Origin of the sequence: Nocardioides sp. SLBN-35, from assembly GCF_006715725.1 — a bacterium.
In the GTDB taxonomy this organism is placed as follows: domain Bacteria; phylum Actinomycetota; class Actinomycetes; order Propionibacteriales; family Nocardioidaceae; genus Nocardioides.
Window position 1 is genome coordinate 3,731,064 of sequence record NZ_VFNU01000001.1, and the last position, 21,377, is coordinate 3,752,440.

At 71.8% G+C, this 21,377-nt stretch carries 17 protein-coding genes and 1 pseudogene; 6 read left to right on the forward strand and 12 right to left on the reverse strand.

Annotation, left to right across the window (positions count from 1 at the left end):
• Window positions 1-45 precede the first annotated feature (45 nt).
• Window positions 46-711 carry a hypothetical protein gene (locus tag FBY23_RS18030; protein WP_141799400.1) on the forward strand — a complete coding sequence of 222 codons (666 nt, stop codon included), beginning with the start codon at window positions 46-48 and terminating at the stop codon, window positions 709-711.
• A gap of 42 nt (window positions 712-753) precedes the next feature.
• Here FBY23_RS18030 and FBY23_RS18035 read toward each other — a convergent pair whose 3' ends face one another.
• Together FBY23_RS18035 and leuA are read right to left on the reverse strand one after the other, a co-directional pair.
• Window positions 754-1,641, reverse strand: a complete 888-nt coding sequence (locus FBY23_RS18035) for an alpha/beta fold hydrolase (protein ID WP_160158283.1) — start codon at window positions 1,639-1,641, stop codon at window positions 754-756.
• Window positions 1,642-1,663: 22 nt separating this feature from the next.
• On the reverse strand, window positions 1,664-3,430 hold the full coding sequence (gene leuA / locus FBY23_RS18040; protein ID WP_141799402.1) for a 2-isopropylmalate synthase: 1,767 nt from the start codon (window positions 3,428-3,430) through the stop codon (window positions 1,664-1,666).
• Window positions 3,431-3,632: 202 nt separating this feature from the next.
• On the opposite strand from leuA, the gene FBY23_RS18045 reads away from it, so the two are divergent.
• Genes FBY23_RS18045 through FBY23_RS18060 form a run of 4 tightly spaced genes read left to right on the forward strand, consistent with a single transcriptional unit; the run spans window position 3,633 to window position 8,042 of the window.
• Window positions 3,633-5,852, forward strand: coding sequence for a catalase (locus tag FBY23_RS18045; protein WP_141799403.1), 2,220 nt, complete (start codon window positions 3,633-3,635; stop codon window positions 5,850-5,852).
• A gap of 4 nt (window positions 5,853-5,856) precedes the next feature.
• A complete protein-coding gene (locus tag FBY23_RS18050; protein WP_141799404.1) occupies window positions 5,857-6,375 on the forward strand; it encodes a flavodoxin family protein in 519 nt (172 codons plus the stop codon).
• Between the two features lie 19 nt (window positions 6,376-6,394).
• On the forward strand, window positions 6,395-7,198 hold the full coding sequence (locus tag FBY23_RS18055) for a septum formation family protein (protein ID WP_141799405.1): 804 nt from the start codon (window positions 6,395-6,397) through the stop codon (window positions 7,196-7,198).
• Window positions 7,199-7,202: 4 nt separating this feature from the next.
• Window positions 7,203-8,042, forward strand: coding sequence for a septum formation family protein (locus FBY23_RS18060; RefSeq protein ID WP_141799406.1), 840 nt, complete (start codon window positions 7,203-7,205; stop codon window positions 8,040-8,042).
• Window positions 8,043-8,456: 414 nt separating this feature from the next.
• Here FBY23_RS18060 and era read toward each other — a convergent pair whose 3' ends face one another.
• From era to FBY23_RS18075, 3 genes are read right to left on the reverse strand one after another with little or no spacing between them, the layout of a single operon-like run.
• The gene (gene era, locus FBY23_RS18065; protein WP_141799407.1) at window positions 8,457-9,503 is read right to left on the reverse strand and encodes a GTPase Era; all 1,047 of its coding nucleotides are present in this window, start codon (window positions 9,501-9,503) and stop codon (window positions 8,457-8,459) included.
• Window positions 9,500-10,282, reverse strand: coding sequence for a siderophore-interacting protein (locus tag FBY23_RS18070; RefSeq protein ID WP_141799408.1), 783 nt, complete (start codon window positions 10,280-10,282; stop codon window positions 9,500-9,502). Before FBY23_RS18070 ends, era begins: the two co-directional genes overlap by 4 nt.
• A gap of 36 nt (window positions 10,283-10,318) precedes the next feature.
• Complete coding sequence (locus FBY23_RS18075) at window positions 10,319-10,753, reverse strand: DUF6916 family protein (protein ID WP_141799409.1); 435 nt, start codon at window positions 10,751-10,753, stop codon at window positions 10,319-10,321.
• 23 nt (window positions 10,754-10,776) lie between these two features.
• Here FBY23_RS18075 and FBY23_RS26940 point away from each other — a divergent pair, with 23 nt between their 5' ends.
• Window positions 10,777-11,085, forward strand: coding sequence for a DUF6916 family protein (locus tag FBY23_RS26940; RefSeq protein ID WP_141801136.1), 309 nt, complete (start codon window positions 10,777-10,779; stop codon window positions 11,083-11,085).
• 39 nt (window positions 11,086-11,124) lie between these two features.
• Here the strand turns inward: FBY23_RS26940 and FBY23_RS26945 are convergent.
• From FBY23_RS26945 to FBY23_RS18115, 7 genes and pseudogenes are all read right to left on the reverse strand, one after another.
• A pseudogene (locus FBY23_RS26945) lies at window positions 11,125-11,568 on the reverse strand (GNAT family N-acetyltransferase); the annotation flags it as partial.
• A 7-nt stretch (window positions 11,569-11,575) separates the two neighbouring features.
• Window positions 11,576-12,103, reverse strand: coding sequence for a phage tail protein (locus FBY23_RS18090; protein ID WP_141799410.1), 528 nt, complete (start codon window positions 12,101-12,103; stop codon window positions 11,576-11,578).
• Between the two features lie 9 nt (window positions 12,104-12,112).
• On the reverse strand, window positions 12,113-12,637 hold the full coding sequence (locus tag FBY23_RS18095; RefSeq protein WP_141799411.1) for a phage tail protein: 525 nt from the start codon (window positions 12,635-12,637) through the stop codon (window positions 12,113-12,115).
• 8 nt (window positions 12,638-12,645) lie between these two features.
• Window positions 12,646-13,146 (reverse strand): phage tail protein, encoded by a 501-nt coding sequence (locus FBY23_RS18100; protein ID WP_141799412.1) that lies wholly within the window; start codon window positions 13,144-13,146, stop codon window positions 12,646-12,648.
• 48 nt (window positions 13,147-13,194) lie between these two features.
• Window positions 13,195-18,468, reverse strand: coding sequence for an Ig-like domain-containing protein (locus tag FBY23_RS18105; RefSeq protein WP_160158284.1), 5,274 nt, complete (start codon window positions 18,466-18,468; stop codon window positions 13,195-13,197).
• A gap of 181 nt (window positions 18,469-18,649) precedes the next feature.
• A complete protein-coding gene (locus FBY23_RS18110; RefSeq protein WP_141799414.1) occupies window positions 18,650-19,945 on the reverse strand; it encodes a cyclopropane-fatty-acyl-phospholipid synthase family protein in 1,296 nt (431 codons plus the stop codon).
• Window positions 19,942-21,306, reverse strand: a complete 1,365-nt coding sequence (locus tag FBY23_RS18115) for an FAD-binding oxidoreductase (RefSeq protein ID WP_141799415.1) — start codon at window positions 21,304-21,306, stop codon at window positions 19,942-19,944. Before FBY23_RS18115 ends, FBY23_RS18110 begins: the two co-directional genes overlap by 4 nt.
• Between the last annotated feature and the right edge of the window lie 71 nt (window positions 21,307-21,377).

A 21,377-nucleotide genomic window follows, 5' to 3' on the forward strand; every position in this document is an offset into this window, starting at 1 on the left:
GGCCAGCCATGCTCGAGGACTCCGGCACGAAAGGACCTCTCCACCATGCGTACTCGCCGAGCCATCGCGACCGCCGCTGCGGTCTCCGCGCTCCTCCTCGCCCCGTCCCTCGCGAGCACGGCGGCTGCCGGGCCCCCGGCCGACACCCCTCCCGCGCACGCCGGCGGGCATTCCGGCGGGCATTCCGGCGGGCAGTCCAGCGACAAGGGCGGCGCCGGGAAGTCACCCGGCTCGGGCAAGAACGCCGGAGCCACCGCCAAGGCCGTGGCCAAGCAGATCAGGGCCGTCGACCGCATGCTGGCCAAGGTCGCCGACGCGCCACGACTCCTCGCGCTGCCCGAGGACCAGCGGGCCACGCTGCTGGCCTCCGTCCAGGCCGACCGCGACGCCCTCACGAGCCTCGGCGAGGCGGTCGCGACCGGCACCACGACCGGCAAGCAGGCGCGCAAGAGCCTGCGTGGCTACCGTCCGGAGAACTACCGCAAGGCGGTCAACATCCTGCGCGACGCGGCCGACCTCGCCGACGTCAGCGACGGTGACAGCGCGGTGGCGGATCTCATCGACCAGGCGGTGACGGCCGCACTCTCCGTCACCGCGACCAGCCCGCGCGGCCTCGTCAAGCAGGCACGCAAGGATCTCGCGACCGCGTGGGACCTGGACGACGAGGGCACCGACGACGCCCCGGACGGGACCGACGAGGACGAGGACTGACGAGGACTGACCGCCTCCACCTCTCCGGACACCCGCCGCCGATCAGGACGATCGCGTACGACGCCCGCGCCGCGTCGGCCGCGCGCACTCGAGCACGAACCGGGTGACCACCAGGTCCAGTCGCTCGGGGCGCCGCCGCCACTCGAACGGCGTCTCGGCCCGCTCCAGGACCGCGCCGGCGATCTCGCCGACGAGCGTCTCGGCGTCGCCGACCGGGTGGAACGGGTCGGCGGTGCGGGCCAGGACCAGCGTCGGCACGGTCAACGCGGCCCGCTCGTCCGAGGAGGGCGCGATCCGGCCGAAGAGCACGCCGCGGACCACGGCGGCGACCGGGCCGGGGCGGGCGTCGAGGGTCTCGAGCGCCAGCCGCACCCATTCGGGAGCGAGGCGACGCGGGAGCGGTCGGGTGACCAGGCGCAGCGCGGTGAGCGCGAAGGGCGCGAACCGGGCGGTCGCCAGCACCGGGGTGAGCACGGAGAGCTGGGCACCGAGGGCGTTCTCGAGGACCGGCCCGTCGAGCAGCAGGCCGGTCACCCGCTCGGGGGCGCGGACCGCGACCTCGAGCGCGACGTCGGCGCCGATCGAGCTGCCGCCGACCACGGCCCGCGCGGCGCCGACGTGGTCGAGCAGCGCGACGACCTGGTCGGCGAACGCGCTCACCGAGTAGGACAGCGGGTCGGCGGGCTTGTCGGAGCGGCCGTGGCCGAGCGGGTCCAGGACGAGCACGTGCAGCCCGCTGGAGGCGAGCATCCGTGCGGAGCGGTCGTGGACCCGCCGCGGCACCAGCAGCGGCGGGACCAGGACGACCCAGGCGTCCCCGGCGCCGTACTCGGTGAACTCGAGACGGTCGCGGCCGCGCCGACCCTCGACGAAGACCTGTCCGACCTGCTCGGAGGCCAGCGCGGGTTTCGAGGCTCGCTGCGCTCGCACCTCAACCACCGAGTTTCCGCCGTCAGCCGATCGGCTCGACGGGAGCGGCCGGGATGGTGGTCGTCCGCGCCCGGTTGGCGGCGCAGACCACCGCACGGAGCGAGGCCGTGACGATGTTGTGGTGGATCCCGATGCCCCAGACGATCTCGCCGGCGATCTCGCACTCGACGTACGCCGCCGCGAGGGCGTCGCCACCCGAGGAGAGCGCGTGCTCGGCGTAGTCGAGGACCCGGATGTCGGCGCCCGCCTGGCGCATGCCGTCGACGAACGCGGCGACCGGGCCGTTGCCCATGCCGGTGAAGGTCTGCTCCTCGCCGCGCACGGCGAGGCGGACCTCCTGGCGGTCGTCACCGTCCTCGCTGGTCGAGGAGGAGAACGAGACCAGGTCGTAGGGCGTCTCGCGGTCGAGGTACTCCTTGCGGAAGATCGTCCAGATGTCCTCCGGCGTCACCTCGCCGCCCTGGGCGTCGGTGTGCTGCTGGATGACGCGGCTGAACTCGATCTGCGCGCGGCGCGGCAGGTCCAGGCTGTGCTCGGCCTTGAGGACGTACGCGACACCGCCCTTGCCCGACTGGCTGTTGACCCGGATGACCGCCTCGTAGGTGCGGCCGACGTCCTTCGGATCGATCGGCAGGTACGGCGCCTCCCACGGGATCTCGCCGACCGGCTTGCCCTGCTCGGCGGCGATCCGGTCGAGGTCCTCCAGGCCCTTCTTGATGGCGTCCTGGTGGGAGCCGGAGAAGGCGGTGTAGACGAGGTCGCCGGCCCACGGGTGGCGCGGGTGGACGGGCAGCTGCGTGCAGTACTCGACCGTGCGGCGGATCTCGTCGATCCCTCCGTTGCTCGCGAAGTCGACCTGCGGGTCGATGCCCTGGCTGAACAGGTTCATGCCGAGGGTCACCAGGTCGACGTTGCCGGTGCGCTCGCCGTGTCCGAACAGGCAGCCCTCGACCCGGTCGGCGCCGGCCATCAGTGCCAGCTCGGTGGCCGCGACCGCCGTACCGCGGTCGTTGTGGGGGTGCAGGCTGATGACCGAGTGCTCGCGCCGGGTCAGGTTGCGCCCGAAGTACTCGATCTGGTCGGCGTAGGTGTTGGGCGTCGACATCTCGACGGTCGCCGGCAGGTTGAGGATGATCTCGCGGCCGGCCTCGGGCTGCCAGACGTCGGAGACCCGCTCGCAGACCTCGAGCGCGAAGTCGGTCGGCGTCTGGGTGAAGATCTCGGGGCTGTACTGGTACCCGAAGTCGGTGCCCTCGAGCAGCTGGTCGGCGTACTTCATGACCCACTCGGTGCCGCGCGTCGCGATCGCGATGCACTCGGCCTCGGTGACGTGGAAGACGACGCGCTGGAACAGCGGCGCGGTGGCGTTGTAGAGGTGGACGGTCGCCTTGTCGGCGCCCTTGAGCGACTCGACGGTGCGCGCGATCAGGTCCTCGCGGGCCTGGGTCAGCACCGAGACGCGTACGTCGTCGGGGATCCGGTCCTCCTCGACGAGCTGGCGCACGAAGTCGAAGTCGGTCTGGCTCGCGGCCGGGAAGCCGACCTCGATCTCCTTGTAGCCCATCTGGACCAGGAGCTCGAACATCTTCATCTTGCGCGAGGGGCTCATCGGGTCGATGAGCGCCTGGTTGCCGTCACGCAGGTCGGTGGACAGCCACCGCGGCGCGCGGGTGATCTTCTGGTCCGGCCAGGTGCGGTCCGGCACGGTGACGGGCTCGAAGGCGGTGTAGCGGTGGTACGGCATCCCGCTCGACTGCTGCGACGGGATGGTGACGCTCGGCTTGGTCATGACTTCCTCGGCTGGGTCGTGGTTCTGAGATGGGCGCCGGGCGCGCGACTCACTCCGCAGCGAGGGGGTCCGGCTGAGTCAGACCTCGCTGCGGCCGCTAAGAAGGAGCGCTCGCGTCATGATGGAAGTCAGCGTAGCAGCACCCGGTGTCGGGGGCAGGGGCCCGGGTACCGCGGGGACCCGCTACCCCCAGGAGCCCCCCATGGACCCGAAGCAGGCCCCCCTCCCCGGTGCGCCGAGCGCCGTCCCGCCCAGCCTCGCCGAGCCGACGGAGCCCGTCGAGCCGCTGCCGCCGAAGCCGGATCAGGCCACGCCCGACACCCGGACGCCGACCGGCGCCCCTGCGAGTGACGATCCCCGCTCGGCGGGCCAGCAGGGTCGCTGGCTGACCACGTCGACCGGGACCCGGCTGCGCGACACCGACCACTCGCTCAAGGCGGGCGAGCGCGGGCCGACCCTGCTGCAGGACCACCACCTGCGCGAGAAGATCACCCACTTCGACCACGAGCGGATCCCGGAGCGGGTCGTGCACGCCCGCGGGGCCGGAGCGCACGGCTACTTCGAGGGCTACGGCACGGCGGCCTCCGTCACCTTCGCCGGACTGTTCGCCGAGGGGAAGCGGACGCCCGTGTTCGTGCGCTTCTCCACCGTCCTGGGCTCCCGCGGCTCGGCCGACACGGTCCGCGACACCCGCGGGTTCGCGACGAAGTTCTACACCGACGAGGGTGTCTGGGACCTGGTCGGCAACAACATGCCCGTCTTCTTCATCCAGGACGGGATCAAGTTCCCCGACATCATCCACGCCGGCAAGCCGCACCCGGACCGCGAGATCCCGCAGGCGCAGAGCGCCCACGACACCTTCTGGGACTTCGTCTCCCTGCACACCGAGGCCCAGCACCACGCGCTGTGGAACATGTCCGACCGCGGGATCCCCCGCTCGTTGCGGATGATGGAGGGCTTCGGCGTCCACACCTTCCGGCTCACGAACGAGGCCGGTGAGACCTCGCTGGTGAAATTCCACTGGAAGCCCCGGCTCGGCATCCACTCGCTGACCTGGGAGGAGGCCCAGCTGATCGGCGGCCTCGACCCTGACTTCCACCGCCGCGACCTCGCCGACGCCATCGAGGCGGGCGCCCACCCCGAGTGGGAGCTCGGCATCCAGGTCTTCGAGGACACCGACGACCAGCTGTTCCAGGGCATCGACCTCCTCGACCCGACCAAGCTGGTGCCCGAGGAGCTCGCCCCCGTCCAGCCGATCGGCCGGATGGTGCTCGACCGCAACCCCACCAACTACTTCGCCGAGACCGAGCAGGTCGCCTTCCACGTCGGGCATCTCGTGCCCGGCATCGACGTCACCGACGACCCGCTGATCCAGGCCCGGCTGTTCTCGTACGTCGACACGCAGCTCACCCGGCTCGGCGGCCCGAACTTCAACCAGATCCCGGTCAACCGGACCCATGCGCCCGTCAACGACATGCTCCGCGACGGCTTCCACCAGCATGCGGTGCACGCCGGCGTGGCGCCGTACCACCCCAACTCCCTCGACGGTGGCTGTCCCTTCATGGCCGGCGCCGACCTGTCGGACGAGCAGACCCGCGCCTTCGTCGACGCGGCCCGCAACGTGGCGGGGTCGAAGGTCCGGGCCCAGCCCGCGACATTCGACGACCACTTCACCCAGCCCCGGCTGTTCTGGGCGAGCATGAGCCCGGTCGAGCAGGAGCACATCATCCGGTCGTACTCCTTCGAGCTCGGCAAGTGCTACGAGCAGGCGATCAAGGAGCGCCAGCTCCAGGCCCTGGCACAGATCGACCCCCGACTCTGCTCCGAGGTCGCCACGGCGCTCGGCCTGCCCGCACCCGAGCCCTCCGACACGCTCCCCGACGTGACGCCGAGCCCTGCCCTGTCCCAGCTGGCCGGCGGGCCGTGGCCGGGCGACGGTCGTGTCGTCGGGATCGTGGTCGACCCCGACGGCGACCTCGCGGACGTCGCCGAGGTGCGCTCCACCGTCCGGTCCAGCGGCATGGTCCCGCTGGTCATCGCACCGCACGGCGGCACGGTCGGCGACCTCGATGTGCAGCGGACCTTCGCGACGGTGCGCTCGGTCGAGCTCGACGCGGTGCTCCTTGCCGGATCGCCCGTGGCCGCGCCCGACGCCCTGCCCGTGCGCGACGCCAAGGCCGGCGCCGCCCGCACCACGACACTCGACCCGCGGGTGGTGCTGCTGCTGGAGGAGGCCTACCGGCACGCGAAGGTCATCGGCGCCTGGGGCGAGGGCGTCCGCGCGCTCGCCGTCGCGGGCATCCCCGAGGACGTCCCCGGCGTCGTCACGGGAAGCGCGGGCATCGGCGTGCTGGACGAGGTCCTCGCCCTGTCCGGCATGCACCGGGCCTGGGATCGCTTCGTCACGTCGGGTCTAGCCTGAGCGGGTGCCTCGGCTCCTCATCGTCCACCACTCCCCCAGCCGCTCGATGCAGTCGCTCCTCGAGCAGGTGGCGTCGGGGGCCCACGACGAGGACGTCCAGGCGGGCACGCCGGTCGAGGTCGTCGTACGGCCGGCGCTCGAGGCGAGTGCCGACGACGTCCTGGCCGCCGACGGCTACGTCCTGGGCACGACCGCCAACTTCGGCTACATGAGCGGCGCGCTCAAGCACTTCTTCGACTCCACCTTCCTCGCGGTCGGCGGGGCGCTCGACCCGAGCGGCGCGCCCGCGGTCTCGACAGGCTCGACCACCTCGGGGAGAGAGACGACCGGGCGTCCGTACGGGCTGTGGCTGCACGGACGCTACGACCTGACCGGCGCCGAGCGGTCGGTGCACTCGATCGTGGGCGCGCTCGGCTGGCGTCAGGGGTACGACGTCCTCGGCGTCCTCGGCGAGGTCGACGACGCCGCGTTGGATGCGGCCTATGCGCTGGGCGCTACGATCACGGCACTCCTGACCGACTGACCACCGAGGGGCTGACCGCGTGCTGCACCGAGCCGTCGTGCTGATCGCGCTCGCCCTGCTGGCACCCGTGCTCGCGGCGTGCGGCACCCAGAACCAGGGCAGCAACACCGACGACGACCTGGTCGACTCCCTCGAGGTCCCCGAGAGCGGCGTGTGCCGCTCCCTGACGCCCGAGGACGTCGCCCACCCGGCGAACGCGACCCGGACCGTCCCCTGCTCGAAGGAGCACACGGCCGAGACCTTCGCGACCGGTGAGCTGCCCTCCGAGTTCGACGACGCCGACTACGACGACAAGGACCTCGGCCGGTTCGCCTACAAGACCTGCTCGACCGCCTTCGCGACGTTCGTCGCGGCCGACGAGAGCCTGGTGCTGCGCACGACCCTGAGCTGGGCCTGGTTCCGGCCCTCGGAGAAGGCGTGGGGCAAGGGCGCGCGCTGGTATCGCTGCGACGTGCTCGGCGGGAGCGCGGCGAGCACGTCGTACCGCCCCCTTCCGGAGACCGCGAAGGGGATGCTCGCCGGGCGCCCGCCGGACGTGTGGCTCAGCTGCGCGCGCGGCCCGTCGGTCGGCGAGGGCGAGAAGGTGCCGTGCTCGCAGAAGCACGACTGGCGTGCGGTGACGACCGTGAAGCTCGGGCAGCCGGAGGACGCGTACCCCGGCGACCGCGTGATGGAGAGCCGCACCCGGTCCTTCTGCTCCAACTCGGTCAAGGCATGGCTGAACTACCCCTCCGAGTTCGAGTACGGGTTCACGTTCTTCCACAAGGCCGAGTGGGACGCCGGGATCCGGCGCTCGGTGTGCTGGGCGAGGACGAGCGAGTGAGCCGATGAGGAACCCGACGCCCCGGCCGCGCCGCGCGAGCGCCGTCGCCGCGGCCCTGCTCGCCGTGACCGGCCTCGCCGCCTGCAGCAGCGGCGGTGACGACGGCGGCACGGCACCGAAGCAGGAGCCGACGACCCAGACGACCGCGTCCGCACCCGACCCGGGTCCCGCCACCGGCGCCTGCTACTCCCTGCCGTACGACGCCGCCGTCGCCCCCACCTCCAAGGTCGAGGCGATCGACTGCGGCCAGGCGCACACCAGCGTCACCTTCGCGATCGGCGCCATCGACGCGGTCGTCGACGGCCACCTGCTCGCCGTCGACTCCGAACGGGTCCAGTCCCAGGTGTCCTCGGCCTGCCCCGCCCAGCTGCTGACCTACGTCGGCGGCACCCTCACGAGCCTGCGGCTGAGCATGATCCGCTCGATCTGGTTCACCCCCACCGTCGAGCAGTCCGACGCCGGCGCCACCTGGTACCGCTGCGACGCCGTCGTCCTCGACGGCGCCTCCAAGCTCGCCGACCTCGACAGCGACCTCAAGGGCGCGCTGGCCAAGGGCGTCCCCGACAAGTACGCCATGTGCGGGACCGCCGCCCCCGACGCCCCCTCCTTCGAGCGGGTCCGCTGCTCGGCCAAGCACTCCTGGCGCGCGATCGACGTCGTCGCCTTCGAGGAGGCCGACTACCCCGGTGCCAAGAAGGTGCAGGAGGCCGGGCGCACTCGGTGCGAGGATGCCGCCGCCGACGTCGCCAAGGACCCGCTGACGTTCAAGTGGGGCTACGAGTGGCCGACCAAGGAGCAGTGGGCGATGGGGCAGAAGTTCGGGCGTTGCTGGACTGCTGAGTAGCCACAGTCTTCGCGCTGGGTCAGTGCGTCTCGCGACCGACTCACGGTGTTTGTTTGGCGCTCGCTTCGCTCGCGCATGTCGGGCGCCCTTTTGCGCGTGATCTTCCCTCGCTGCGCTCGCTTCCTCGCTGGCGCTCGGTCGCTCGCTCCGCTCAGTCCAGATCACGCGGGGCGCCCGACGGGATTCAGCTGAATGAGACTCGCATGCGCACAGCGTTCAGCCGAGCCCGTCGCGCCGCCCGCCGTTTCTGCACGGAGGAGCCCGCGACCGAGGAACGAGGGAGCGGGCGGGGGAGGAAGAAACGGCGTTGGCAGGCGGCGCGACATGCGCGAGCGAAGCGAGCGCCAAACAAACACCGTGAGTCGTCCGTGAGACGCATCAACCCCGAGCCGACCCGACCGGCACACCGACCCGCTAGAACCCCAGCTTCCGCAGCTGCCGGGGATCCCGCTGCCAGTCCTTGGCGATCTTGACGTGCAGGTCGAGGTAGACCGGCGTGCCGAGCAGCGCCTCGATCTGCTGGCGGGCGGCGGTGCCGACCTGGCGCAGGCGGGCACCCTTCTTGCCGATCACGATGCCCTTCTGGGAGTCGCGCTCGACGTACAGGTTGGCGTGGATGTCGAGGAGCGGCTTGTCGTCGGGGCGGCCCTCGCGCAGGCCCATCTCCTCGACGACGACGGCGATGGAGTGCGGGAGCTCGTCGCGGACGCCGTCGAGGGCGGCCTCGCGGATCAGCTCGGCAGCGAGGATCTCCTCGGGGGCGTCGGTGAGGTCGCCGTCGGGGTACAGCGGCGGGCCCTCGGGCATCAGCGCGACCAGCAGGTCGCCGAGGAGGCCGATCTGGTCGCCGCCGACCGACGACACGGGGACGATCTCGGCCCACTCGGTGCCCGTCTCGCGGCCGAGCTCGGCAATGTCGAGGAGGTGCTCGCCGATGCGGTCGGCGGTGACGAGGTCGGTCTTGGTGGCGACGGCGATCTTCGTCGTACGACGGACCTTGGCCAGCTCGTTGACGAGGAACTTGTCGCCGGGGCCGATCTTCTCGTCCGACGGGAAGCAGACGGCGACCACGTCGACCTCGGCCCAGGTGGTCTTGACGAGGTCGTTGAGGCGCTCGCCGAGCAGGGTGCGGGGCCGGTGCAGGCCGGGGGTGTCGACCAGGACCAGCTGGCCGTCGGGGCGGTGCACGATGCCGCGTACGACGGTCCGCGTGGTCTGCGGCTTGTCGGAGGTGATCACGATCTTCTGCCCGACCAGGGCGTTGGTCAGCGTCGACTTGCCGACGTTGGGGCGCCCGACGAAGCAGGCGAAGCCGCTGCGGTAGCCCTCGGGTACCTCGCCCGTGCCGAACACCGGCGCGGCCGGCGGCGGCAGGGCGCCGAAGTCCTCGTCGAACTCGTCCTCGTCGTCGAACTCGTCGTCGAACTCGCCCTCGAGCTCTTCTCCGTCGTGCTCGCTCATCCCTGTGCCTCCCGTGCGGCGTCGTAGTCGGCCCAGATCTCCTCGTCGGACTTCCCGGCGGCCTTGCCGGCCCGCCAGATCGGGCCGGGGTCGACGGCACGGGGCTGGCGCTTGGCGACCGAGCGCCAGTAGCCCATGACGTCGTAGTGGGTGCTGGGCAGCTTGCGCTCCCGCATCAGGTGCTTGCGGATCGCCCGCATCTGCGCGGACTCCCCCGCCATCCAGAAGTAGCCCTCGCCCTCGGGCCAGGCGATCTCCTCGACCACCTCGGCCAGCCGGCTCTGCTCACCGAGCGGCAGCCAGGTGACCTCGACGCCCGCAGGGAAGTAGTCCTCGATCCGCGAGTCCGCAGGCACCTCGGCGTGGATCCGCACCGGCAACCTGTCGCGGTGCTCGAGCGCGATCCGAGCCATCGCCGGCAGCGCGGTCAGGTCGCCGACCAACAGCAGCCACCGCGCGTCGTCGGGCGGCAGGAACGAGCCCTTCGCCTCGGTGAGCACGACCTGCTGGCCGACGACGTCACCCGAGCGGCCCGAGGCCCACTCGGTGACCAGCCCGACGTCGTGGACGACGACGTCGAGCACCATCTGCCCGGCCTCGAAGGAGCGCACCGTGTAGTAGCGGCTCTGGAACTGCCCGGGCACCACCAGGCCGACCCACTCGTCGGCGATGCCCGTCGAGCTGAAGCCGGGTACGTCGAGCGTCAGCCGCACGAGGTGAGGGGTGATCTGCTCACGGCCGCGGACCGTGGCGTCGTACTGCTGGGCCCGGGTGCTCACCCACCAAGGCTAGTGGTCGGCGCGCGCGACACCCACTCAGCGGTTGTTGATCGTGGCCCGGTAGCGCCGGTGCGTGGCGTCGGTGGGCACCAGGAACAGCGAGGTCCGGCGGAACTTGCGGCGCCTGAGAGAGTATGTCCCCTGCCCGGGGCCGGGTCGCTTCGTGGTGAAGGTCAGCTCGAAGCTGCGGTTGGAGCCCTTGGTGACCAGCGGGATGTTGGAGATGTCGACCAGCTTCATCCTGAGCCGGACACCCGGCCCGGTCACGGTGAACCGCGCCTTGCGGTGCTTCGTGAACCGCTTGCGTCGGTACAGCTTCGCGTCCCGGGTGATCGCGCGCTCGGCGACCTCGGACGGTCCGACCACGAGGTCCGGTACGGCGACCGCGGGCGGCGGCGTGAGGCCGACCGCGGCCACGGCGACACCGGTGGCGGTCGCCCCGAGGACGGTACGGCGGGTCAGCTCGGTCATCGAGGCTCTCCTAGGCTGGCTGCATGACTGCGTGGTTGGACTTCGACGACTTCTCCGGCCTCGTGGGCGAGCCGTTCACGACGACCGTCGCGGATGACGCCGAGGTCACCCTCACGCTCGCGGAGGCCACGCTCGGCGCGGAGCTCGGCGGGCCCGGCCCGGACGGCACCCCGCGGCGGCAGTTCTCCCTGGTGTTCTCCGGCCCAGCGCAGCCCGCGCTCGGCCAGGGCACCCGCGACCTCAGCCACGCCGGCCTCGGCGTGATCGCGCTCTTCCTGGTCCCCGTCGGCGGCGACGCCGGGGGCACCCGCTACCAGGCCGCGTTCGCCTGAGCGCCACTCGAGGAGACGCCGGATCCCTCGGTCCTCGACCTGCCGGAAGCCCAGGCGCTCGTAGAGGGCACTCGCCCGGTGCCCGGTCTCGACGTGCAGGCTGACGGTGCGGCCGTCGGCGGCGGCGCGGTCCGTCACGGCACGCAGTAGCGCGCTGCCGATCCGTTGCCCCTGGAACGCCGGCAGCAGGGCGATGTCGACGATGCGGATGTCCTCGGACCGCTCGGAGACGTAGAGCCGACCGGCGGGCTGTCCGTCGACCTCCACGACGTCGAAGGACCCCTGTGGGTGGGCGGTCCGGTACTGCCGGTCCTGGAGGTCGAACTGCATCCGCTCGAAGGCCTCGCGCTGCCCCGGCTGCCAGCTCGCCCGGTCCAGCTCGTCGGCCCGGCCGGCGGCGTACACCTCGACCAGGAGCGGGGTGTCCGCTGCTGTCGCCGGCCGCAGCCGGACGGCCCGGCCGTGCACGGTCAGGGTGGTCATCGCAGCCTCATCCGCGCGGCGGGAACACGCCCTGCAGCGCGATGCAGAAGTTGAAGGTCAGGTAGGGCTGCATGTTGTTGTGGGGCAGCGACCCACCGGCGACGGACAGCGCCGAGAGGGCCAGCGAGTCGGCCGCGGTCGGCGCGGACTGGTAGAGCGTGCCGCCCGAGGACAGGGCGAACGAGGCGTTCGGGTTCGGCGTGCTGGTGTCCGCGAGGTCGGCCGTGTCGGCGCGCAGGGTGTGGGTGTGCACGGGGATCTCGGACTGGATCAGGGTGACCGTCTCCGACCCGGAGGCCTCGCCGAGGAACCGCTCGGAGAGCCCCTGTCCCTGCCCCTGGCCCAGCGGCGCCGCGCCCTGCAGGTTCGGCAGCGCGAACGTCGACTTCCCGTCGCCACCGTAGAACGTGCCGAGCAGCGAGAACAGCGCGGTGTTCTGGGAGATCGGGAGCAGCTGACCGTCGCAGAACGCCCAGCCCTTGGGGGCGAGGTTGAAGGGGAAGATGCGGATCTCCGCAACGAAGGGGTCGGCCATGATCCGTCCTCAGGTCGGGTTCGGGAAGATGCCGAACAGGGAGATGATGAAGCTCACGCACAGGAACGGCTGCATGTTCTCGTGCGGCTGGGAGCCGCCCACCGGGTCGATCGCGCCCGCTGCGAAGCTGCCGTTGGGCACGTCGTTGATGAACGGGACGACGTTGAGCGACATCGCGGGCAGGTTGCCGGCCGGGGACACCTGGTTGCCCGGCTGGCCGCCCACGGCCGTCAGCGCGTGCGTGTGGTTCGGGATCTGCTGCGTGCTCAGGGTGACCGTCTCGACGCCGCCGGTCTCGCCGATCTGGTAGGTGGTCCCGGTCGCGGTGCTGGTGCCCATGTGGATCGGGATGCGGCTCTGCAGGTTGGGCAGCGCGAAGGTCTCCTGGCCGTCGCCACCGTAGGTGGTGCCGATCAGCTGGAAGAGGACGTCGTTCTCGCTGATGGGGAGTACTGCTCCGTTGCAGAACGCCCAACCGGCGGGGGCGAAGCTGCCCGCGAACATCCGGATCTCACCGACATAGGGTTGTGCCACCGGTTCTCCTAGGTCTGGCTCGGGAAGATGCCCTGGAGCGCGATGCAGAAGCTCAGGGTCAGGAACGGTTGACGGTTCTCGTGCGGCTGGCTCCCGCCGACGGACGTCACGGATGCCGGGTTCAGGGAGGTCGACGCCGGACCCGATCGGTAGGCGTTGTTGGCGCCGCCGAGGTACGCGCCGGCCGGGCTGGCCGTGCCTCCGGTCGCGGTGGCCGAGACCCGGACCGCGTGGGTGTGGGCCGGGAGCTCGCCGACGGTCACCGTGTGGGCCTCCTGGCCGCCGGTCTGGCCGAGGGTGAACCCGCCGCCCATGTGGATCGGCACGCGGCCACGCAGGTCGGGCAGGGCGAAGGTGGTCTGCCCGTTGCCGCCGTACGTCGTGCCGAGCAGTGAGAAGAGGGCCTGGTTCTGGTTGATCGGCAGGAACTGGCCGTTGCACAGCGCCCAGCCCTGGGGCGGGAAGTTGAACGACATCAGCCGGATCTCGGAGAGGAAGGGCTCAGCCACGGGGTCTCCTGGCGGTCGTGGGGCGGTGGACGGGGAACGGCTGACGGCTCATGGGACCGCCGGGGCGGGGCAGGACGCGACGTTGACGAAGCCGGCGCCCGTGGGGAACGTGCTGCTCGCCGCGGCGGTCGGCCCTCCGGTCGGGTTGTTGGCCACCAGGAAGGTCTGCACCGCGGTGGTGTCCCCCGCCGCTCCGGCGTAGCCCGGGAGCTGGACAGTGGTCGCCTGGCGCTGCCGCACTCGGATGTCGTACGTCGACGCCGGGCCGGCCTGGTCGAACCCGCTCGCTGCGACGTCGTTGGTCCGTACGTCGGCGCAGGCCGTGAAGCTGTCGCCGATCTGCGTGCCGATGTTGTAGTGGATGCCGTTCTTCGGGATCGCCAGCGTGCTGAGGGTCGTGCCGGGCTCCGCCACCGTGTTGCCCGTGACCGTGGCGTTCACGAAGCCGGGCTCCGGGTCGGCCCCGCCACCGGCGAGGACCTCGACACCGAAGTTGTTGTACTGGCGGATCGCGTTGCCGGTGACCGACCAGGTCGACACTCCCCCACCCATCTGCTGGAGCTTGAGCGCCGAGCCCTCGGCCGAGCCCGAGTTGGCCACACCGCTGACACCGATGGTGTTGTTCTTGAACAGGCCCTGCTGGACGGCGATGCCGACCCGCTTGACGATCAGCACACCGGGCCCGACGGCGTCGCGGAAGGTGTTGTTCTCGACGTCCATCGTCGCGTTGCCGCCGGTGCCGCTCTGGAAGATCGACACGCCACCGCCGCCGGTGGCGATCGCCGGGTGGCTGTTCGAGAGGGTGTTGCCGGTGACCGTCAGGGACGACGTCCCGGTGCCGTTGAGGTCGACGCCGAGCAGGTCGCCCGCGGCGCTGCTGAACGTGTTGGCGGTGATCGTGGCGTCCACTGCGCCCGCGCCCGGCTCGGTGATGATCGACAGGGCGTCGTTGGCGGTGAGCGCGCCGTTGGCACCGAACGTGACGTGGTCGACGGTCAGGGTGACCGAGCCGCTCGTGTTGTCGACGCGCAGGCCGTCCTCGACCCCGCCGCTGACGTGGGTGTCGGTGACCGAGACCGCGCCCGTGGCGTTCTGCAGCAGGATCGCCGAGTCGTCGTACGGCGTTGCTCCGGTGGTCCCGTTGGTCCCGTTGACCACGCTGTTGGCGAGGGTCAGGCCGGAGACGCCGGACCCGCGGATCGCGTAGTTGCTGTGGTCGTGGATCCACATGCGGGTCAGCGACGGCGCCTTCGTGTTGCTCAGGACGACGCCGGCACCGTCGGGTGTGCTGCTCGAGCTGTCGGCGCCGGTGCTGCCGCTGACCGTGCCGCCGGTGCACCCGCTGGTGTTCGCCGCGGTGCACGTGCCGCCGGTGCCGGTGACGGTGAGCGAGCCGGCGCTGCCGGTGTCGGCGAGCAGGATGCCGCCGGCGCCACCGGTGGAGTCGATCCGGGCGAAGGTCAGCCCGGTGGCACCGATGCCGGTGGAGGTGACCCACAGCGCGCGTCCGGCACCCGAGCTGATCGTGTTCCCGGTGCCGGTCACCGCGATAGTGCCGCTGGTGGCGGCCCGGATGCCGTCGCCGGTGGTGGTGGTCACGGCGAGGCCGCCGCCGGTGATGGTGAGCGTGTGGCCGGCACTCGACGTCATCGACACCGCGGTACTCGCACCGGTGCTGAGCGTCTTGGCGGCGCCGCTGAGAACCGTGGTGCCGCCGGTGTTGCTGCTGAGGGCGATGCCGCCGCCGGCGTCCGCGCCGTCGGTGAGCGAGCCGCTGAGGGTGATCGTCCCGCCGGAACGTCCCGTCACCTCGAGGGTGCCGCCCGTCCCGTCGGTGATCGGGCCGGGGTAGGTGATCGCACCGCTTCCGGCGTTGACGTCGAACGCCATGACCTGGGCGCCGGAGACGGATCCGCTGGTGGCGCTGAACGTGCCGCTGCCGAGGCCGTCGAGGTTGACGCCCTTGGTCGTGCTGCCCGTCGAGGTCACCTCGCCGAAGGAGAGGGTGGAGCCGGCCGCGTTCGTCACGTCGACCGCCGGGCCGCCCTTGGTCCGCACGTCGGCGGCCTGGACGCTCACGGCGCCGGTGCCCTGCAGCTGCAGCCCGGCGGCCCCGCCCGAGCCGGACGTTGCGGTGTTGTCGATGACCACGTCCTGCAGCGAGAAGGCGCCGGTCGTGCTCACCAGCGAGATGCCGGCCCTGGTGCCGGCGGCGCCGGTGTCCACGACGCGCAGGTTCCGCAGCACGCCGCCCGAGTCCCCGGCCGCACCGGCGATGCCGCTGCTGGTGCCGGACGGGTCGAGGGTCAGGCCCGCGACGGTGTTGCCGGCCGCGAGGGTCACCACGTCGGCCCCGCTCGCCGTGATCAGGGGCCGCTGCCCGGCGACGCCGGTGCTCAGGGTGACGCCGTCGACGACGAGGTCCTCGACCTCCCCGAGGAGCCGCTGGTTCGTCTTCAGGGTGACCCCGGCGGCGTACCCGGTGCTGGTGCCGTCGCCGGCGTCGACGTAGATGGTCTGGTCGGTGCCCGAAGCGGTCTGGGCCTGGGCGAGCGTGTCGAAGGGCTCGGTGGAGGTGCCGCTGTCGCCGGCGCCGTTGTTGGCGACGTACCAGACGCAGCCGCTGAGCGGGATCGTCACCGTGCCGGTGCCGGTGGCAGCGCCGTCGGGGTCGTTGTCGGTGACCTGGTAGCTGAAGCCGTCGCTGGCGATGCAGCCGGCGGGCGGGGTGTAGACGAAGTCCCCGTCGGCCTGCAGCGTCACCGATCCGCCCTGGGTCGTGCTGACGGTGGCCGCGACGACCGTGACCGTGCCAGGCGTCTCGGCGTCGTCCGCACCGGACAGCACATCGGCGGTCGTGGTCTTGCGGGGGCCGGCCGCGGAGGGCACGCCGTCGGTCGGGTCGTCGACGACCAGGACGGTGTTGCCCACGGCGGCCGCAGCGGCGCTCAGGGTGAGTGGGGCGACCGTCGGGGCGTCGTTGACGCAGGTGACGGTCACGGCCACGGTCGCGGTGCTGCCGCCGGTGATCGTGTACGTGAACGTGTCGGCCGTCCCGCCGGCCTGCGTGTTGCAGTAGTTCGCGTGGGGCGTGTACCCGACCGTGGAGCCGTTCGTGGTCGTGGTGCCGTCGGCCGGTTGGGTGACCGAGATGATCTGCGGCGAGTCGTCGCCGATCTGGTCGTTGGCCATCACCGTGAGCGGACCGGCCTGGTCCTCCGTGATCGTCACGTCGTCGTCGACGGCGACCGACGGGTCCACGACGCAGGTGACGGTCATGGCGACCGAGGCGGTCGTGCCGCCGGTGATCGTGTACGTGAAGCTGTCGGGGGTGCCCCCGGGCTGGGTGTTGCAGTAGTTGGCAGTGGGCGCGTAGGTCAGCCCGGTGCCGCCGCCGGTGATGACCACGACGCCGTTGGCCGGCTGGGTCACGCTGGTGATCGACAGGGTGAGCCCGTCGGGGTTGAGGTCGTTGGCGAGCACGGATACGGCAGTCGCGCCGCTGTCCTCGCTCACCGTGGCAGTGTCGTCGACGGCGGTCGCCGCGTCCGCCACGCAGGTCACGGTGACGGCGACGGTCGCGGAGTCCCCGCCAGGGGCCAGGGAGTAGGTGAACGTGTCTGCCGCTCCTCCGGGGGCGCTGTTGCAGTAGTCCGCGGAGGGCGCATAGGTCAGCCCGGTGCCGCCCCCGGTGATCACCACGACGCCGTTGGTGGGCTGCGTGACCGACCCGATGGTGAACGCGTCGCCGTCGGCGTCCGTGTCGTTGCCGAGGACGAGGAACGGGGTCGCGGCCGCGTCCTCGAGCACCGTCTCGCTGTCGTCGACGGCGATCGGCAGGTCCTCGACGCAGGTGACGGTCATGGCGACCGAGGCGGACGAGCCTCCGGAGATCGTGTAGGTGAACGTGTCGGCGCTCCCGCCGGCCCCGGTGGTGCAGTAGTCGGCCGCGGGACGGTAGGTCAGGCCCGCACCGCCGCCGGTGATCGCGACGGTGCCGTGGCCCGGTTGGGTCACCGACACGATGCTCCGGGGGCCACCGTCGGTGTCGGTGTCGTTGGCCAGGACGTCGACGGCGCTGGCCGACGCGTCCTCGCTGACGGTGTCGCTGTCCGCGACGGCGACCGGCGGGTCGTCGACGCAGGTCACGTGCACCGAGACGGTCGCCGTGGCGCCGCCCGGTGTGAGCGTGTAGGTGAACGTGTCGGGGGTCGTCCCCGGCGGGTCCGTGCAGAAGTCGGCGTCCGGTTGGTAGGTCAGGCCGGTCCCGCCACCGGTGATGACGACGGTGCCGTCGCCCGGCTGGGTCACCGACGCGATGGCGAGCGGATCGCCGTCGATGTCGGCGTCGTTGGCGAGCACGTCCACAGTGGTCGCCGCGGCGTCCTCGCCGACCGTCGTGACGTCGTCGACGGCCGTCGGGTCGTCGGGCTGGCAGGTGATGTCGACCGTGACCCGGCCGGCGTCGGTGCGACCGGTCCCGTCGCCGACGGTGTAGTCGAACCGTCCGGCACCGGTGCCGCACAGGTCGGCCAGGGGCGTGAATCGGATGACGCCGCCCGTGAGCACCACCGCGCCGCCGACGGGTCCGGCCACCGAGGTCACGCTCAGCGGATCGCCGTCGGGGTCGGTGTCGTTCGCGACCGGGCTGCCGGCGCCGCTCGCGGGCAGCTCGAGGACGGTGTCCTCGTCGGTCACCACGGTGTCGTCGACGGCGACGGGTGCGCCGGGCGCGTTCGGCGGCTCCGGCGTGACGGGCGGGGTGGCGTCGTCGTCGCAACTGCGGCCGAGGTCGTCGTCGGGCGAACCCACGGCGGTGTCGGCGCCCCTGCCGCAGCCGAGGTCGTCGGCGCCCGGGCCGCCGTCGAGCCGGTCGTCGCCGCGCCCGCCGTACAGGGCGTCGGCCCCGGGTCCGCCCCGCAGGACATCGCCGCCGGGGCCACCGTGCAGCTGGTCGTCGCCCGCCGCGCCGCGGAGTGTGTCGTCGCCCGCGCCGCCGAACAGGCGGTCGGCACCGCCGCCGCCGCGCAGCACGTCGTCGCCGCTGCTCCCCCAGACGAGGTCGTCGCCGGCTCCCCCGTCGATCACGTCGTCGCCGGGACCCCCGCTGATGGCGTCGTCACCACCGCCGCCGGAGATGCGGTCGTTGCCACCCAGGCCGCAGATGACGTCGCGTCCGGAGGTGCCCACCAGCACGTCGGGGCCGGGGGTGCCGGCGATCGTGCAGGAGCTGCGTGCCGGGACACCCGGCGCGACCGCCGTGGCCGGGAAGGCCGAGACGACCAGGAGCAACCCGGTTCCGACCCAGCTCGTCGCTGCCACTGCGTGCCTCGTCACACGACCGATCGTCATGATCGTTCCCCAAGCTGTGTTGTCGTCCAGTGCGCACGACGCAGCACCGCCCCCAGGTCGAGGAGTCTGGCACCTGCGGAACCGGCGCGGACGAGAACGCGACGACCCGGGACCTAGGTCCCGGGTCGTCGTGGCGTGCGGTGCGGCGGGGTCAGAACTCGTGCCGCAGCGGGTAGCCGCTCGCCCCGTCGTCGGTGCGCGTCGCGAGCACGTGGTGGAGCTGGATCTCGTTGCGCTCGAAGGCGATCCGGGAGCCGGCCATGTAGAGGCCCCACACCCGGGCGGTGCCCTCGTCGGTCTCGGCGACGCAGGCGTCCCAGTTGTCGGCGAGGTTCTGGCACCAGCCGGCGAGGGTCTTCGCGTAGTGGACGCGGAAGTTCTCGTGGTGCTGCACCTCGAGACCCGCGTCCTCGACCGCCGTGACGATCGTGCCGGAGCCGGCGAGCTCGCCGTCGGGGAAGACGTAGCGGTCGATGAAGGCACCCGTGCGCCGGTCGATGTTGTCGTGGCGGGTGATGCAGTGGTTGAGCATCCGGCCCTGGGGCTTGAGCTTGTCGCGCATGAAGGAGAAGTACGCCGGGTAGTTGGCGATGCCGATGTGCTCGGTGAGACCGATCGAGCTGACCGCGTCGAAGTCGCCCTCCTCGACGGCGCGGTAGTCGCAGTGGCGCACCTCGGCGAGGTCGTCGAGGCCCTGCTTCTTGATCTCCTCCTGGGCCCAGGTGGCCTGCTCGCGCGAGAGCGTCACGCCGAGCGCCTTGACGCCGTAGTGCCGGGCCGCGTGGCGCACCATCCCGCCCCAGCCGCAGCCGATGTCGAGCAGGCGCTGGCCGGGCTGCAGGTCGAGCTTGCGGCAGACCAGGTCGTACTTGTGGGCCTGCGCCTCCTCGAGGGTGGTGTCGTCGGTCGGGTAGACCGCACAGGTGTAGGTCATCGAGGGACCGAGGACGTGCTCGTAGAAGGCGTTCGAGACGTCGTAGTGGTGGTGGATCGCGTCCGCGTCGCGCTCCTGGGAGTGGCGTCCCCACCAGCTGAGCGAACGCAGCCCCTCGAGGCGGTTGCGCCAGGCGGGCAGGTGCTCCTGCGGCGGGGGCGGCGGCGGGACGAGGTGGCTGAGACCGAGGGAGCGCAGGATGCCGACCAGCTCGAGTGGGCCGGGGATGCCGAAGTCGGTGTGGTCCTTCAGCAGCGAGAACGCGGGGTACGGGTCGCCGGGGTGGGCCCCGTGCAGGACCAGGTCGCCGGCGACGTAGGCCCGCGCCAGGCCGAGGTCGCCGGGCGCGGTCATGATGTAGGAGAGGCCGCGCTCGCTGACCAGCTCCATGCCGTACGGCAGGTCGAGGTCCCCCGCGGAGGACCCGTCGTACGCCTTGAGCCACAGGGGCAGCCCCCCGGGGAACAGGGATGCGATCGTGGGAGCAATGCCCTTGCCAGGCTGAGCCGTCATCGGCTCCTCACCGCCTTGTCGTAGAGAGTGGTCAGTCGGTCGTCGGGATCGTGGACGCGCTTGACCGCCGCGAGCCGGGCGGTGTTGTAGAGCGCGTCGAAGGTGTCCTTGTCGTAGAAGGCGTCGGAGTAGAGCGACTTGTGGCCGCCGAGCTCGTGGACCTTGGCCTCGATCGCACGGTTGCGCGGGCCGTCGACCGCGTCGGGTCCGACGTGGACGGTGCCCCAGAAGCCCACGTTGACGTAGACCTTGCCGGCCTCGAGCGGGTAGAGCGGCCAGGGCCGGGTGGTCGCCAGCGGGCACAGCCAGACCGGCCGCATCCCGATCTCCTCGTCGAACCAGGCCAGGAACTCGCCCAGCCGCTCGACCGGGACCTCGATGTCCTGCACCACCCGCTCGCGCAGCGGGCGGCCGGCGCGAGCGTCCAGCCGGTCGGCGATGCCGAAGCGGCGGTCGAGGTGGAGCATGCGCATGTAGACGTCGGAGCGCCGGTAGCGGCGCGGCCAGAACCGGCGGATCCGCGGGTTCTGCGCGCCGAAGGCGCCCGAGCACCAGAACCAGTCGGTGTCCCAGCGCCACAGGTAGTCGTGGAAGGTGAGCCGGTCGCGGTCGCAGGTCTGCAGCGAGCGGTAGTAGATCTGCTGCCCGGCGTAGTCGGACGTCGCGCCCGGCTCGTCGGTCCACCGCGCCAGCGTCAGGACGTGCTCGCCGGGGCCGAAGGAGACGCCGTCGAGACCGTGGACCGGCTCTCCGTCGTACTCCTGGGTCGCGGCGATCTCGGCGATCGTCTTGGCGAGCAGGTCGGCATCGTCGATGCGCAGGTGGCGCAGGGCGACGTACGGCGGCACCTGCGCCAGCTTGATCCGCAGCCGGGTCGCGTAGCCGAGCGAGCCGTAGGAGTTGGGGAAGCTGTCGAAGAGGTCGTCGCCGGGGCGCGTGGTGACGACCTGGCCGCTGCCGGTGAAGACGTCCATCTCGAGCACCGACTCGTGGGGCAGCCCGAGCCGGAAGCTGGTCGACTCGATGCCGAGGCCGGTCACGGCGCCGCCGAGAGTGATCGTGCGCAGCTGCGGGACGACGTGGGGCACCAGGCCGTGGGGCAGGGTCGCGTCGACCAGGTCCTCGTAGGTGCACATGCCCTGGACCTCGGCGACCGGGCCGTCAGGTCCGTCGGGCAGCACCTCGATCACGCCGGCGAGGCCGCTGACGTCGAGACCCGGCGCGGTGGTGGCCGCGCGGGCGCGGAACAGGTTGGTCGTCCGCTTCGCGAGGCGGACCGGCTGGCCGGCGGGGATCGCGGCGTAGGAGTCGGAGAGCCGCTGGACGGCCCGCGCGTGCTCCTCCCAAGAGCGGTTTGCCATGTTGCGAAAATACTCCTGTCCTCGGACAACGGGCAGCCGGGTGGTTGACCTCACTCAACCAGTGGCGTCTG

Bases quoted from the DNA above. Each gene is read 5' to 3' on its own strand.
- FBY23_RS18115 (WP_141799415.1), bottom strand. From the start codon at position 21,306: ATGGCAAACCGCTCTTGGGAGGAGCACGCGCGGGCCGTCCAGCGGCTC.
- leuA (WP_141799402.1), bottom strand. From the start codon at position 3,430: ATGACCAAGCCGAGCGTCACCATCCCGTCGCAGCAGTCGAGCGGGATG.
- FBY23_RS18110 (WP_141799414.1), bottom strand. From the start codon at position 19,945: ATGACGGCTCAGCCTGGCAAGGGCATTGCTCCCACGATCGCATCCCTG.
- FBY23_RS18045 (WP_141799403.1), top strand. From the start codon at position 3,633: ATGGACCCGAAGCAGGCCCCCCTCCCCGGTGCGCCGAGCGCCGTCCCG.
- FBY23_RS18060 (WP_141799406.1), top strand. From the start codon at position 7,203: ATGAGGAACCCGACGCCCCGGCCGCGCCGCGCGAGCGCCGTCGCCGCG.
- FBY23_RS26940 (WP_141801136.1), top strand. From the start codon at position 10,777: ATGACTGCGTGGTTGGACTTCGACGACTTCTCCGGCCTCGTGGGCGAG.
- FBY23_RS18030 (WP_141799400.1), top strand. From the start codon at position 46: ATGCGTACTCGCCGAGCCATCGCGACCGCCGCTGCGGTCTCCGCGCTC.
- FBY23_RS18090 (WP_141799410.1), bottom strand. From the start codon at position 12,103: ATGGCCGACCCCTTCGTTGCGGAGATCCGCATCTTCCCCTTCAACCTC.
- era (WP_141799407.1), bottom strand. From the start codon at position 9,503: ATGAGCGAGCACGACGGAGAAGAGCTCGAGGGCGAGTTCGACGACGAG.
- FBY23_RS18075 (WP_141799409.1), bottom strand. From the start codon at position 10,753: ATGACCGAGCTGACCCGCCGTACCGTCCTCGGGGCGACCGCCACCGGT.